Raw genomic sequence first — 14,266 nt, 5'->3', positions numbered from 1 at the left:
CCGCGTGAGATTCCGTCTGTCATAAATATCCGATAGCGCGTGCAGAGCAATATAATCAGGACTAAAGTTGGATCCATGACGTCAATTTCTTGTTGTTGTCGTCGCAACTTTTGATGAGCAGCCCGTTGGGCGCTGGGATGACACTTGCGCCAGTTGAAAGTTCCACGCTTTGCACTTGAGTGTCAACTGGTGCACACTTCGTCACGTATCTGGAAGGCTCTGCAACGGAGCTTTTCCCCAGTAAAACTTTAGATTGACCTTCATTTTCGGCAAAAGTTTAGAAATGACATTAGTTGTTAAAATGGTTATAAAATCTTTTGCAATGTGATGTTTATCTGCTAATAATCCTTCCTGTTTCGGGCACTAAGGAATGTCCTGTCGTCACACTGAAGTGAAGATCGAATCAACTCTGCGATTACAGCCGTCCGACCATTACACCAACTTTCGAGCGACTTGAGCCCTTCCGGTACAAGTACGCTGCCGTGCGGCGCATGCAAATGCGCGGGAGAACTGTAAATGGCTCGAGCTCATCCAAGACTCAAAGTCCTGTCGATTTTCGGTACGCGTCCGGAAGCCATCAAGATGGCTCCACTGGTCAAGGCGCTGGCTGCGGAACCCGGAATCGACTCACACATCTGCATCACCGGGCAACACCAGACCATGCTCCAGCAGGTGCTGGACATGTTCGAACTCAAGGCCGATTACACCCTCGACGTCATGACCCCCGGGCAGACGCTCAACACCCTGACCGCCGCGCTTTACGCTGCCATCGATCCGGTGCTCGAACAGGTGCAGCCGGACAAGGTGCTGGTGCACGGCGATACCACCTCGGCGCTGGTCGCGGCCATGTCGGCGTTTCATCGGCGCATTCCCGTGGCGCACATCGAAGCCGGCCTGCGCACGGGCGATATCCACCAGCCGTGGCCGGAGGAGATGAACCGGCGCAACATCGACCTGATCTCCGATCACCTGTTCACGCCCACCGAAGCGTCGCGGCGCAACGTGCTGGGTGAGCGCTTGCAGGGCAAGTCGTTCGTCACCGGCAACACGGTGATCGACGCGCTGCAAATGACCGCAGAACGCATCGACCGCAATCGCCAGCTGCGCGTGGCGCTGGATCGCCAGTTCAACTTCCTGGTGCCCGGTCGCAAGGTGCTGCTGGTGACGGGGCATCGTCGGGAGAACTTCGGCGAAGGCTTCCTCGACATCTGCAAGGCGCTGCGCACCCTGGCCCGCCGCGATGACGTGCAGATCGTCTACCCGGTCCACCTCAATCCCAACGTGTTGGGGCCGGTCACCGAGCACCTCGGCGATCTGCCCAACGTGCACCTGATCAAGCCGCTGGACTACCTGTCGTTCGTGCGCCTGATGCAACTGGCCCATGTGATCCTCACGGACTCCGGTGGCGTGCAGGAAGAAGCGCCGTCCCTGGGCAAACCGGTGCTGGTGATGCGCGACGTCACCGAACGTCCTGAGGCCGTGACCGCAGGCACCGTACGCCTGGTGGGCACCGATCCCGACACCATCGTGCGCGGGGTGTGCGAGCTGTTCGACGACGATGCGTTGTGGCGCCGGACCTCTCAGGCCGCCAACCCTTACGGCGATGGCAAGGCCTGTTCACGCATCGTCGATGCGCTGATGGGCCGGCCGGTGGACGAGTTCGTCGTGGAGCCGCCGGCAAGGCGACCCGCACCGACCGAGGCGCAACGCCCGGCCGCGCCACTGCGTTCGGTCTCCCGCCTGCATTAGCGGCGGCTGCGAACGCCGGGCCCGTCACTTCGGTGGCAGGCCCTGCCGAACATCTTGTGGGAGCGGACTCATCCGCGAAGAGGCCGGTTGGTCATGCCGACTGATGCCTCCGATTGCCGCTCTCCCACACCACATTTGCTTTGACCGAGATCTGCCTGAATGAAGTCTTCCGTAACCGTTCCCACGGGGGCGTTGCACGTCCTCGCCTGCGGCATGAGCCTGCTGGCCGTCGCTCCAGCCTTTGCCGCCGAGAGCCCGTTGAGCCAGGCGATCAGTCGCCTGAATGCCGACACCCGTCAGCAGCGGGTCATCGAATTGAAGGACCTGGGTATCGACCGCCCGATCATCCTCAACGCCACCGACGCGCGCCGCGAACTGTACCTGCCGGTGCCGGCGGACGTGCCGCTGACCGATGCAACGCTGCACTTCGACGCCAGTTACCTCAATGGCGAATCAGGTCGCAACACACTGCTGCTGTCGCTGGACGGCTACCCCGTGCGGGCGCTGGGGCTGAACGAAGGCGAGGGCGATGCCAGCGCCACGCTGGGCGTCGACAAGGCGCCTCGCGACAGCGGTTCGGTGCGATTGGGGATTGCCTGGTCGTCGATCATTTCCCGCATTCAATGCGAAGACGAACGCGCCATCGGCAACGTGCTGCGCATCGCACCGGATACGCGCCTGAGCTACAGCTTCGATGCCAGCCAGTTGCAGGACGTGGGTGCGGCGTGGAATGCGCTGCCGGGCAAACCGGGGATTCTGCTGGCGCCAGGCAAGCTGTCCACGGCCAGCTACGACGCAGCCTGGCGCCTGGGCGTGGCGCTGGAACGCATCGGCAAGCAGGCGCGCATCGTGCAGTTCCCGCAGGTCAAGGACAGCATCGACCTCACCGGCGTGAGCATCCCGGCCGAGCTCAAACAGATTCCGGCCTTCGCCAGCCTCGACGGCAAGGGCCTGCACACTATCGACGATGCGGCGCAGATCGGCGCACTGCTGATGCTCGGCCAGACTCCCGCCTTCAATGCCGACCTTGCAGTCAGCGATCCGCAACTGCTCAAGGCGGTCAACGAGTCGCTGGATGCCTTGCAGTCCCAGGTACAAGGGCTCGATGCGGCGGCGGGCAGTGCGTTCAATCAATGGCGTGAGCGGCACGTCAACGGCGCGCTCGCCGCGACGGGCAGTGACAACGTGCGCCTGGCGATGCTGGGCGCGCACCCGCTGCTGATGATCAATCAGGACGCGGCGGGCAAGGCCATCGGCCTGTTCACTGCCGCCTGGAACAAACTCGCCCGCACGCGCCAGCTGACTGTGGGCGAAGAAGCCAACATGCCGCTCAGCGATGACGGCCGCGTGGCGTTGAGCCGTCTGGGCGGCAAGCCGGGCAGCGTCGACGTGCTGGCCAAGACCGACTGGAGCGCAAGCTTCCCCTTGGGCAGCGTGGCCTACGACGGGCGTATTCCGACCCACGCTGCGGTGGACGTTTCCGCAGCGCCCGGTGCATCCGGTACGCCGCCGATTGCCAGCCTGTTCCTCAACGATTACCTCATCGGCGCCATGCAGCTCGATGCCAATGGCCAGAAAGAGCGCATCGAAGCCCGCATTCCGCGCTACGCTCTGGCAGCGCAGAACACCTTGCGCGTGTCGTTCCAGCGTCAGCCGGTCAGCGACCTGTGCCGCGAAACCCCTCAGGCCTTCCCGGTGGCGGTGTTGCCGAGCAGCCATGTGACTCTGGAAAAGAGCGCGCTGGACGGCGACTTTTCGGGCATGGCCGCGCGTTTTGCCGCGGGCGCTCAGGTGCTGATTCCCCAAGGCTATCTGGAGCGTCCGGCGGGCAGCCTGCCACAGTTGATTCGCGTCGCCAGCGCCAGCGGTGTGTCGCCGTTGCGCGCCGACCTCAAGGTCAGCGACGACGCCAACACCGCGCTGTCGCCGGACACGTCATTCCTGGCCTTCGAAGTGCCGATCAAGGGCAGCGACGAATCGCTGCAGGTCGATGCCCAGGGCCATCTGCTGATCCATCACAAGGAGCAGACGCTGCTGGACCTCAAGTCGCTCAATCACCTGGCGGCGCTGCAGGTGGTCGAGTCCGGCAGCCAGCATGGCATGGTCTACCGCACCCTGGGCGGGCAGGCGCCGAACTTCGCACGGCCGGTGTTGCTGGAGCGCGGCAATGTCACCGTACTGGGGGACAACGGCCCGTTGACCACCTTCGACGCGAAAGACCCCACCGGCAGCCAGATGATCGATGACGATGAGCCCAAGGGCCTGGATGCCTGGCGCAAGCCCTCGGCGCTGTGGCTGATTCCGGCAGCCGTGATCGCTTTCCTCGTGTTGTTGCTGGCCGGCCGTCGCGCCCGTCGCAACCGTCAGTAACGGGAGCCGCGATGACCTCGCTTTATTGGCCGTACTGGCTGGCCCATTACTACAGCGCCCTTGAGGTCGCGACCATCGTGGTCGCGGCCATCATCCTGGTGTCGAGTCTGGATGACCTGTTCATCGACCTGTGGTACTGGGCCCGGCGCATCTATCGCAAGTTCACCGCCGAACGGCGCTACCGCCCGTTGACCGCCGAGCAACTGATTGCCCGCGACGAACAGCCGCTGGCGATCATGGTGCCGGCGTGGCTGGAATACGACGTCATCGCGCCGATGATCGAGAACATGGTCTCGACCCTGGACTACCAGAACTACGTGGTCTTCGTCGGCACCTACGTCAACGATCAGCGCACCATCGATGAAGTCGAGCGCATGCGCCGCCGCTACAAACAGTTGCATCGCGTGGAAGTGCCCCACGCCGGGCCGACCTGCAAGGCGGACTGTCTGAACTGGGTGATCCAGGCGATTTTCCTCTACGAGCAGACCCACGGCGTGCACTTCGCCGGGGTGGTGCTGCACGACAGCGAAGACGTGCTGCATCCGCTGGAAATGCGCCTGTTCAACTACCTACTGCCGCGCAAGGACATGATCCAGCTGCCGGTGGTGTCGCTGGAGCGCAACTGGTACGAGTGGGTCGCGGGTACCTACATGGACGAGTTCGCCGAATGGCACGGCAAGGACCTGGTGGTGCGCGAGAGCATGACCGACAGCGTGCCCTCGGCGGGCGTCGGCACCTGTTTTTCGCGCCGGGCGTTGCAGGTGCTGGCCGACGAAACCAGCAACCAGCCGTTCAACACCGACAGCCTTACCGAGGACTACGACGTCGGTGCCAGGCTGGCCCGCTACGGCATGAGCGCGATCTTCGTGCGCTTCCCGGTGCAGTACCGGGTGCTGCGCAAATCCTGGTTTCGCGAGCCCTACGAATCGACCCTGGAAATGCCGCTGTGCGTGCGCGAATTCTTCCCTGACACCTTCCGCACCGCGTTCCGCCAGAAGGCCCGCTGGACGCTCGGCATCGGCCTGCAAGGCTGGGAACAGATGGGCTGGAACGGCTCGCTGGCGAACCGTTACCTGCTGTTTCGGGATCGCAAGGGGATTGTCACCTCGTTCGTCAGCATCATCGCCTACCTGATCCTGGCGCAGTTGCTGGCGCTGATCGTGCTGCGCGCCAGCGGGCTGTGGAACACAAGTTTTCCCACGCCGTTCGACACCAATGGCCTGGTGGGCTTCCTGCTGGCGGCCAATGGCGTCGCCTTGCTCTGGCGCATGGCGCACCGTTGCTACTTCACCACCATCATCTACGGCTGGCAGCACGGGCTGTTGTCGATGCCGCGCATGGTGATCGGCAACTTCGTCAACTTCATGGCTGCGGCCAGGGCGTGGCGGCTGTTCCTGGTGGGCAAGGTGCTCAATCGCAAGCTGGTCTGGGACAAGACCATGCATGATTTCCCCTCCACCGACCTGGTCGCCCGTGCGCCGCGCAAGCTGGGCAGCGTGCTGCTGTCGTGGCAGGCGATCAACGACGAAAAACTGCAAAGCGCGCTCGACGAACAGCAGACCCGGCAGATGCCCCTGGGGCGCATCCTGCTCAGCCGTGGCTGGCTCGACGACGAAACCCTGGCCGAGGCCATCGCCTTCCAGAACGACTTGCCGCGGGTGTTCGACATCGCCGCCAAGGTGTCGGCGCAGTCGTCGCTGGCCGATGAATTCTGCCTGCGCTGGCGCGTGGTGCCACTGGCGCTGGACATCGACGGGCGCCCGGAAATCGCGGTCGCAAGCCCCTTGTCCGAAGACGGCCTGCAGCAGATCAGCGAACAGCTGGGCGTGGAACCGGTGCAGTTGATCGCCCGTGAAACCGAGATCGTCGAGCAGTTGCGCAAGCTGGACGCAGTCGCCGGCCAGCCGCTACCGGCCGCGACGCCACTGCTGGGCGAGCTGCTGATCGATCAGGGCCTGCTGGATCGCCCGACCTTCAACCGCGCCATGCTCGGCTACCGCCCGCACATGCACGGCCGCATCGGCGACTACCTGGTGGACATCGGCGTGCTGTCGCGCGAGACCATCGAGCAGGCCGTGGCCCGGCAACACCGCCATTCTTCACCTGACGCACCCACGGAGCAGCCCTCATGAGACTTCCGATTTTTCTGAGCCTGAGCGTCCTGCCTGCGTTGTGCCAGGCCCAGTTCAACTCGACCACGCAACCGCAGATCCTGCCGCTGGCCCTGACCGGCCCGGCCTACGAGATCGCCAACCAGGCCTACGCCGCCTACAACGACAAGGACTACGACCTGGCGATTGCCAAGGCCGAGGAAGCCCTGCGTCAGCGCAGCGACGTGGATCGCTTGCGCAAGCTGATCCAGCTGGCCGAGCGCGACAAGGATCGGCGCGATCACCCTGAGCGCTACCCCGGCAACAAAAAGGGTTTCCAGAATGGCGACCGCTCCCTGCGCGCCTACGCCAACGGCGACTACGACCGGGCCGAGGAGTACGCCCGCAGGGCCATCGCCGAATCGCCGAAGAACCCCGATTACCGCATGATGCTGATCGAGGCGCTGCAGCGTCAGCAGCATCTGGATGAGGCGGAGCAGGCAATCAGCGACGCCGTTGCGGTACTGGGTGAGTCGCCACAACTGAGCCGGCGTCTGCAAGCGGTTCACGAGCAGAGGGCGGTCAACATCGCCGCCGCCGGTTATGCGTCCCTGGCCCGTGGCGACAACGATGCTGCCGTCAGCTACGCTCGCGACGTGGTGCGCCAGTACCCTCAGGAAATCGCTTACCGCCGCCTTTTGGTCAGCGCCTTGATCGCCCAGGAGCAATACTCGGCGGCCCGTTCTGCGGCCACCGAAGCGCTGGCGCTCAAGGGCAACGATGCGACCCTGCTGGCTCAACGCGGCCAGATGCGCATGCGCCTGGGCGACAAGAGCGGCGCCCAGCAGGACTTCAGCCAGGCACTGGCGGTTGGTACGCTGCCATTGCGCGATCAGGCGTCGCTCTACGCGGCGCTCGGCCAGCCCAAGGAAGCTCTGGCACGCATGCAACAGGCCCGCGCCAAGGGCCAGCTCAAGCCCGGCGATGAGGTGCAGATCGCCTATTTCCTCAGCCAGGCCGGCGACGATAAAGGCGCGCTGGCGGAGTTCAAGCGTGTCGATCGCAGCACAGGGCTGACTCCCAAAGAGACACAGGACGCCGCCTACAGCGCCATGCGCGCGCCGGACGACGTGCAGGCCATCTCGTATTTCAAACGGGTGCTGGATTACCAGCAGACCGGCGACTTGCAGATGCCTGATCAGCAGGTGTTCGACACCCGCCGCGCCGTCTCGGACCTGTCCCGGATGTGGGGCGTGACCAACACCACGACCTACCGCGGCGCCAGTACCAGCAACGGTTTGAGCGGCGCGCCGAGCAGCAGCAATGACAGCTTGCAGAACAGCACCGAGGTGTTCTGGCGCCCCGAAGGCTATCGCAACGCGCGTTTCGTCGAGTTGTACGGGCGCGTCACCGATACCCTGTGGAACAAGGAGAGTGGCAACGACAAAGGTCTGGACGCTTTGCAGGGCGCGGTCGGGATCCGCATCAAGCCATTCACCGAATACAACGTGATGGCCGCGTTCGAGCGCACCTTCCCGTTGGCGGGCAGCAACGTCAGCGGCGACTGGCTGGTGCGCCTGGGCTACGGTTCGAGCATCGGCACCGACCTGCGGGTGGACAAGAAGAGCTGGTGGACCTCGCAGCTCTACGCCGAAGGCGGGCGTTACCTGCGCGACAAACGCAACTACTTCAACAGCGAGTGGCAACTGGGCCGCAGCATCCGCCTGGACAGCATCAGCCCAAGGCTGGTGATCTTTCCCCACGTGGTGGCGGCGGCCAACTACGACTCGAAGATGCACAGTCAGGTGGATGCCCTGGGGCGCAACCACACGTCCTCGGACAGCGCCGGCGGCGCCGGTGTGGGGATCGGCGTGAGGTACTGGTTCCGCGAAACGAAACACAAGGCGCCGCAGTCCTACATCGACTTCTCCGTGCAGTACCGCGAGAAGATTTTCGGCGACGACAGCGCCCAGGGCGTGTTCGCCCGCATGACCTACTCGTGGTGATGGCTTGGATGGATCTGTGATGTCACGGCTGCTGAAGACTTCCCTCGCCGCCCTGTTGATCGGCGCGCTGGGGTTGGCAATCGATGCGCTGTACGAGTTGGGGCAGGGCATGCGCCCCGACATCGCCGGCATCGTCTGGCAGCCGGACAATGCCACCGTGGACATTCAGGGCGAGTGGGACACACTTGGCGCCCACGAATTGCTGGTGCAGTGGACGGCGGTGGACGGCCAGTCATTCGTGGCCGGCTCCGGCCTGCCCGAGGTGCCGAAGTTGCCGGACTGGGCGCGGATTGCCAAAGAGCCTTGGGCGCAGGATGTAATCGTCGGGCTGGCCGGGTTTTTCAGTGAAAACCGCTCCCGGGACAACATCGAAGAATTGGCCACGCTGTCCGAGCGCATGGCCCAGGTCAAGACGCCGCTGAACGTCACCGGCTGGTATTTCCCGGCCGAAGTCGACCCCAGCTGGACCCGCGCCAAAGAGCTGCCCGCGCTGCTCGCCCGCTTGCCCAGGCCGCTGTGGATCAGCGTCTACGACGGCGCCAACATCGGCCCCGACGCCACCGCCGACTGGCTCAAGACCTGGCTGCCCGATGACATCGGGGTGTTCTTCCAGGACGGCGTCGGTGTGTATGCCCGCACCGCACCTGTGGCCAGAACCTACGCCGACGCCCTGCGCAAGACGCTGGGCAAGCAGCGGGTGAAGATCATCGTCGAAGCCTTCCGCCCACAAGTCGGCGGCGGCTTTCGCCCGGCCACGGTCGATGAACTCAAGCCACAGATCGCCGCGTATCGCGGCTATCCCCTGTACCTGTTCGACGGCCCGCATTATGTGACGCCTGAGGTGGTGCGGGGGTTGAGCAGGTAAAACCCTCCCGGTCAGGGGCGAGCCGCATCCGCCTGGTATTGCTCCAGAAAATCATCAGATGCAATCGCATCGGCCATCGCCCGCAAGAGCACCGCCGAATCGGCACCGAGCAGGCGTTCGACCCGCTCGTTGGTTTGTGCCCATAAGCCCATCGCTTCCAGCAACCGCGCCTTGCCGACCGGGGTCAGGGTGCAGCGTTTGGAGCGTGCGTCCATGGCATCCCGGGCCAGCTCGACCATGCCGTCGCGCAACAGCGGCTTCATGGCGTGGGTGACGGCAGACATCTGAATCGCCATTCGGCCCGCCAGCTCTTGCAAGGTGGGGCCGTACTGGCCGTCGCTTTGAAAGCATCGTTCGATTTCAGCCAGCAATCCCAGTTGGGCAGCCGTCATCGCCAGGGGTGCCAGCGCTTCGTCGTACAGATTGCCCAACCGGCGTGACGCACGGCGCAACGCGCTGTTGGTGCAGGCCAGTTCAGCGAGGGTCTTGAGTTCGAAGCGGGGCGTGTCTTGGGTTGTCTTGGTCATGGCGAGAGAATAATTGAGTGCTAAAGCATTGACAAGGCGTGGTCGTCTGTCGATATGATTGAGCACTCAACTAAATCCTTGTTGATGACCTTTTGAGGAGAGCTTCATGTCTGATTCCCGTTCCGGAAAAATAGCCGTCGTCACAGGCGCATCGTCAGGTATCGGCGCCGTCTACGCTGACCGTCTCGCCGCCCGAGGCTATGACCTGGTGCTGGTCGCACGCCGCGCCGATCGCCTGCAGGCCCTGGCCAGCAAACTGTCTGCGGAACATGGCCGGCACGTAGAGGTATTGGGTGCCGACCTGACCAACGAAGCCGATCTGGCGAGGGTCGAACAGCTGCTTGCGACCAACCCGGCGGTCGAGGTGCTGATCAATAACGCGGGGCTTGCGCGGTTGGCCAACTTCTCCGAAGCGTCCTATGAGGACACCCAGGCCCAGATCGCCCTGAACATCGTTGCATTGACCCGCCTGACACACGCCGTACTGCCAGCGTTCAAGCAGCGCAATGAAGGCGTCATCGTCAACGTCGCATCGGTCCTGGGCATTCACGCCTGGTCCGCAAGCTCCGTGTACAGCGGCACCAAGGGGTTCGTGGTCAACTTCACCCGCGGTCTGCAGGAAGAGCTGGCCGACACCGACATCCGCGTGCAGTTGCTGCTGCCGGCTTCGACCGCCACGGAAATCTGGGACAACTCAGGCATTCCTCTGGCCGCCTTGAACCAGGACAGTGTCATGAGCACCGAAAACCTGGTCGATGCGGCGCTTTCCGGGTTTGATCAAGGGGAGAAGATCACCTGGCCTTCGGTGGCCGACGCAAGCCTCTGGGACACCTACGATGCTGCCCGTGCCAAGCTGTTCGCCGCCACCCAGACCGGCAAACCCGCGCCGCGCTACAAGCTGTCTTGAGACGTTGAAGGCCACAGCGCATTTGCGCTGTTGATTCTGGCCGAAGGCCGTGGGAGCGTGGCTTGCCCGCGATCGGCTGCGCAGCAGTCGTAAAAACGGTGTCGAGCGTGTGCCTGGCACATACGGCGCACCGGGATGGCTGCCGCTGCGCGCCAGATCGTCGGCAAGCCGGACTACTACGCCTTCGGCAGAAGCACCACAGTTGTGAGCACCAAAATCGTTCGGACATGAACCACCAGTGTGCATTTTGCGAGGGCTGGTCGTTCTTACTGTCCCGAAAACACTAGTCATCACCCCGTGGCCCGGCTTTTGCTTTTGCAGGATTCAAACTTGGATACAAGATGGAATCCACCATGCAAAACGACCAACACCCGCAGTTCGGCTGGACCGTGAACGAATGGCTCGACGCTTATCGCAAGGGGGCGCTGACGCCTGATGTGTTGCTGGGTCTGCGAACGGCTTACCCCGAGCAGGATAACGCTTGGATTTCCCTGGTCAGCCCCGCGCAACTCGATGCGCAACTGGCTGAACTGGCCCGGCGGCTGGACGCTGCGCAAGGCGATCTGGCCGCGCTGCCGCTGTACGGCGTGCCCTTCGCGATCAAGGACAATATCGACGCCGCCGACTGGCCAACCACCGCCGCCTGCCCCGAATTCGCCTACACCGCCAGCCGCGATGCCACGGTCGTCTCGCGACTGCGCGCAGCCGGTGCGATCCTCATGGGCAAGACCAACCTCGATCAGTTCGCTACAGGGTTGGTCGGCACGCGCTCGCCTTATGGCGCGGTGCCCAACAGTTTCAATCCGGATTACGTCAGTGGCGGCTCCAGTTCAGGCTCCGCGTCGGTGGTCGCTCGCGGGCTGGTAGCGTTCTCGCTGGGCACCGATACGGCAGGCTCGGGCAGGGTGCCGGCAGGCTTCAACAACATCGTCGGGCTCAAGCCGACCAAGGGCCGTTTGCCCAATACCGGGCTGGTGCCGGCGTGTCGCAGCGTCGATTGCATCTCGGTGTTCGCGCTGACCGTCGAGGACGCCGAATGCGTGGCCGGGATCGCCGAAGGCTATGACGCCGAGGATGCCTATTCGCGCAAGAACCCGGCCAGTGCGCCGGTCGCGTTCAGTGCAGGGTTCAAGCTCGCGGTGCCGGACAGCCTCGAGTTTTTCGGCGACACGCAGAATCAGGCGGTGTACGAGCAGGCGCTGCTGACCTTGAGCAAGATGGGCGCCGAGATCAGCCGCATCGACTTCGCGCCGTTCAAGGCGCTGGCCGAGCAGTTGTATTACGGCCCGTGGGTGGCCGAACGTACCGTGGCGCTTGAGCCGATGCTTGCAAGCAACCCGGATGCGATCAACCCGGTGGTGCGCGGCATCGTCGAAAACGGCCTGGGTTACAGCGCCTGCGACGCCTACAAGGCGGAGTACCTGCGCGCCAGCTTGAGCCGCCAGATCAACGAGGCGCTGGCGGGTTTCGATGCGCTGGTGGTGCCGACCTCGGCAACCATTCGTACCCTCGCTGAAATGGCTGAGGAGCCGATTAAGTACAACTCGCAATTCGGCTTCTACACCAACTTCACTAACCTGGCCGACCTCTCGGCACTCGCCTTGCCAGCCGGGCTGCGGGCCGATGGGCTGCCTGCCGGCATCACCCTGATCGCCCCAGCCTGGCACGACACGGCGCTGGCGAGCTTTGGCAAACGCTGGCAGGCTCAGCAAAACCTGACGATGGGCGCCACCGGGCGAGCGCTGCCGGCAAGCAGGACTGTGACCGGTGCGACCAAAGGCAGCGTGCGTGTGGCTGTGGTCGGGGCTCACCTGACCGGCATGCCGTTGAATTTCCAGCTCACAAGCCGTGATGCGGTGCTGGTCGAACAGACCCTGACCGAGCGCGAGTATCGCCTCTATGCACTGCCCGGCACCGTGCCGCCCAAGCCGGGACTGGTCAGAGCACAGGGCGGGCAGTCGATCATCGTCGAGCTGTGGGATATTCCGCTGGCGCGCTTCGGTGAATTCGTCGCCGAGATTCCCGCGCCGTTGGGCATTGGCAATCTCACCCTGATCGATGGGCGCACGGTGAAGGGTTTTATCTGCGAGCCTTGGGCGCTCGCCGATGCGCAGGACATCACGGCGTTCGGCGGCTGGCGCGCTTACATCGGGAGTTTGAATAAAGCCTGATGTCCGAGGGTGTTTTGCCCGGGTGATGCGGCCGCCCTTGTGATCGCGACGCCGGCTTGCCGGCGTGGCAATGTTCAGAGCGCTGTGGCCACGTCAGGTGGGAACACTTTCATCATTCGAGAACAAGCATGCAAATCGCTCCATCGAAAAAAACCAGGGATCGCCCCGACAACATGGTCGAGGGGATCTATCGGCAGCTCAAGGACGACATCTTCGAGTTTCGCCTGATGCCAGGTGATCGTTTCAGCGAGAGCGAGGTGGCCGAGCGTGTGCAGGCCAGTCGCACGCCGGTGCGTCAGGCGCTGTACCGGCTCGAGCGCGAAGGCTACCTGCTGGTGCATTTTCGCAGCGGCTGGCAGGTGAGGGCGTTCGATTTCAAGTATTTCGAAGAGCTGTATGACGTGCGCATCGTGCTGGAAACGGCAGCGCTGGCACGGCTGGGGCAGATGGATCTTGAAGGCAACGCGCAGATCGCAATCCTGCGAGAGACCTGGCAGGTCTCAGAGAGCGAACGCTTGCAGGATGCCGCTCAGGTGTCGGCGTTGGACGAGCGCTTTCACTGTGCGCTGGTGGAGGCGGCGGGCAATGTGGAAATGGCGCGCATGCACCTGGAAATCACCGAGAAGATCCGCATCATCCGGCGTCTGGACTTCACTCAGGGGCCGCGGATCGAGGCGACTTACATCGAGCACGGGCAGATTCTTCAGGCACTGCTTGAGCGTCGTATCGAGCTGGCGCAGCAGTTGCTCAGAAGTCATATCGAGATCAGCAAGCAGGAGGTGCGCAAGATCACCTTGCACCGTTTGCATGTGGCGCGGGAACTGGCGGGAGGCTGAGACTTTTGCGCCCGTTCCGAAGGTCGGATCGGGCGCGGGGTTTCAGGGCGGGTTCAACCGTTCTGGTTGTGGCAGTTGTCGACGGCTTTGAGGTAGTCGAGCATCTGGGTCTTGCCGCTGCTGTCCTTGTAGGTGATGTGGCTGGTGACCAGGCCGCAGGTGGTGGTGTCTTGGGTGGCGGCTTCGGCGCGGGCGGCGAAGGTGCAGATGTTCAGAGCGGCGAACAGGCAGGCGGCGACGGTCAGTTTGGTGTTCATGTGTGTATCCTCAAGGTCGTGATGGGGTTTGCCGGGAGGCGCTGTGTGTGGCCTCGATGGAATGTATTTAACGCCGCCCGCGTATCCCGGATGTGTCGTGGCACAGTGGGTAAAGCAACGAAACGTATTGGGGGAGGGGGGCGATACACAGCGATACAAATCAGGTGGGGATGCGGCGCAGCAGCGCGCTCCTGCGTTTGCCCTGATCGTTCCCACGCTCCGCGTGGTAACGCAGTGTTTGACGCTCTGCGTCTTGGGGGACTTTGAGGTCGGGTGTATATCCGTTTCCGCGGTGGTTGGGGTTATGGGTTTCGCCCCTTACCGGCGACCTACTTTCTTTCGGGAAAGTAGGCAAACCATTTGCTCCTGGCTGGGGGTCCTCCTTCGTCGGACTTCCCTCGACTCCGGCGCCGTTCCGGGGGCACGCCGTGATGGGCCGTCCCTGGCCCGCACGGCTTTCGCGGCTTCCTGCCGCTCATCCCCCTGCA

At 63.5% G+C, this 14,266-nt stretch carries 10 protein-coding genes; 8 read left to right on the top strand and 2 right to left on the bottom strand.

Going from position 1 to position 14,266, the window contains the following annotated elements; genetic code table 11:
- Positions 1–516: 516 nt before the first annotated feature.
- From wecB to ACIPOO_RS00030, 5 genes are all read left to right on the top strand, one after another.
- Positions 517–1,749, top strand: coding sequence for a non-hydrolyzing UDP-N-acetylglucosamine 2-epimerase (gene wecB / locus ACIPOO_RS00050; protein ID WP_274130251.1), 1,233 nt, complete (start codon positions 517–519; stop codon positions 1,747–1,749).
- 159 nt (positions 1,750–1,908) lie between these two features.
- Complete coding sequence (locus ACIPOO_RS00045) at positions 1,909–4,119, top strand: cellulose biosynthesis cyclic di-GMP-binding regulatory protein BcsB (RefSeq protein WP_400603497.1); 2,211 nt, start codon at positions 1,909–1,911, stop codon at positions 4,117–4,119.
- Positions 4,120–4,130: 11 nt separating this feature from the next.
- The gene (locus ACIPOO_RS00040) at positions 4,131–6,251 is read left to right on the top strand and encodes a glycosyl transferase family protein (protein WP_400603495.1); all 2,121 of its coding nucleotides are present in this window, start codon (positions 4,131–4,133) and stop codon (positions 6,249–6,251) included.
- Positions 6,248–8,215, top strand: coding sequence for a tetratricopeptide repeat protein (locus tag ACIPOO_RS00035; protein ID WP_400603493.1), 1,968 nt, complete (start codon positions 6,248–6,250; stop codon positions 8,213–8,215). The genes ACIPOO_RS00040 and ACIPOO_RS00035 overlap by 4 nt, the downstream gene beginning before the upstream one ends.
- 19 nt (positions 8,216–8,234) lie before the next feature.
- On the top strand, positions 8,235–9,080 hold the full coding sequence (locus ACIPOO_RS00030) for a hypothetical protein (RefSeq protein ID WP_400603491.1): 846 nt from the start codon (positions 8,235–8,237) through the stop codon (positions 9,078–9,080).
- An 11-nt stretch (positions 9,081–9,091) separates the two neighbouring features.
- Here ACIPOO_RS00030 and ACIPOO_RS00025 read toward each other — a convergent pair whose 3' ends face one another.
- A complete protein-coding gene (locus ACIPOO_RS00025; protein ID WP_400603489.1) occupies positions 9,092–9,607 on the bottom strand; it encodes a MarR family winged helix-turn-helix transcriptional regulator in 516 nt (171 codons plus the stop codon).
- A 106-nt stretch (positions 9,608–9,713) separates the two neighbouring features.
- Here ACIPOO_RS00025 and ACIPOO_RS00020 point away from each other — a divergent pair, with 106 nt between their 5' ends.
- From ACIPOO_RS00020 to ACIPOO_RS00010, 3 genes are all read left to right on the top strand, one after another.
- Entirely contained in the window at positions 9,714–10,514 is an 801-nt protein-coding gene (locus ACIPOO_RS00020) for an SDR family NAD(P)-dependent oxidoreductase (protein ID WP_400603487.1), read from the top strand.
- A gap of 353 nt (positions 10,515–10,867) precedes the next feature.
- Positions 10,868–12,685 carry an allophanate hydrolase gene (atzF, locus tag ACIPOO_RS00015; protein ID WP_400603485.1) on the top strand — a complete coding sequence of 606 codons (1,818 nt, stop codon included), beginning with the start codon at positions 10,868–10,870 and terminating at the stop codon, positions 12,683–12,685.
- Between the two features lie 128 nt (positions 12,686–12,813).
- The gene (locus ACIPOO_RS00010; RefSeq protein ID WP_400603483.1) at positions 12,814–13,521 is read left to right on the top strand and encodes a GntR family transcriptional regulator; all 708 of its coding nucleotides are present in this window, start codon (positions 12,814–12,816) and stop codon (positions 13,519–13,521) included.
- 53 nt (positions 13,522–13,574) lie between these two features.
- Here the strand turns inward: ACIPOO_RS00010 and ACIPOO_RS00005 are convergent, their stop codons facing one another.
- Positions 13,575–13,778 carry a DUF2790 domain-containing protein gene (locus tag ACIPOO_RS00005; RefSeq protein WP_274130239.1) on the bottom strand — a complete coding sequence of 68 codons (204 nt, stop codon included), beginning with the start codon at positions 13,776–13,778 and terminating at the stop codon, positions 13,575–13,577.
- Between the last annotated feature and the right edge of the window lie 488 nt (positions 13,779–14,266).

It is taken from the genome of Pseudomonas sp. NPDC090201 (assembly GCF_044746825.1).
GTDB classification, from domain to species: domain Bacteria; phylum Pseudomonadota; class Gammaproteobacteria; order Pseudomonadales; family Pseudomonadaceae; genus Aquipseudomonas; species Aquipseudomonas putida_AD.
Note: the sequence above shows the minus strand (reverse complement) of the source record. Positions and strands in the feature narration are given on the sequence as shown.

Bases quoted from the DNA above. Each gene is read 5' to 3' on its own strand.
- ACIPOO_RS00025 (WP_400603489.1), bottom strand. From the start codon at position 9,607: ATGACCAAGACAACCCAAGACACGCCCCGCTTCGAACTCAAGACCCTC.
- wecB (WP_274130251.1), top strand. From the start codon at position 517: ATGGCTCGAGCTCATCCAAGACTCAAAGTCCTGTCGATTTTCGGTACG.
- ACIPOO_RS00035 (WP_400603493.1), top strand. From the start codon at position 6,248: ATGAGACTTCCGATTTTTCTGAGCCTGAGCGTCCTGCCTGCGTTGTGC.
- atzF (WP_400603485.1), top strand. From the start codon at position 10,868: ATGCAAAACGACCAACACCCGCAGTTCGGCTGGACCGTGAACGAATGG.
- ACIPOO_RS00010 (WP_400603483.1), top strand. From the start codon at position 12,814: ATGCAAATCGCTCCATCGAAAAAAACCAGGGATCGCCCCGACAACATG.
- ACIPOO_RS00030 (WP_400603491.1), top strand. From the start codon at position 8,235: ATGTCACGGCTGCTGAAGACTTCCCTCGCCGCCCTGTTGATCGGCGCG.
- ACIPOO_RS00020 (WP_400603487.1), top strand. From the start codon at position 9,714: ATGTCTGATTCCCGTTCCGGAAAAATAGCCGTCGTCACAGGCGCATCG.
- ACIPOO_RS00005 (WP_274130239.1), bottom strand. From the start codon at position 13,778: ATGAACACCAAACTGACCGTCGCCGCCTGCCTGTTCGCCGCTCTGAAC.
- ACIPOO_RS00045 (WP_400603497.1), top strand. From the start codon at position 1,909: ATGAAGTCTTCCGTAACCGTTCCCACGGGGGCGTTGCACGTCCTCGCC.
- ACIPOO_RS00040 (WP_400603495.1), top strand. From the start codon at position 4,131: ATGACCTCGCTTTATTGGCCGTACTGGCTGGCCCATTACTACAGCGCC.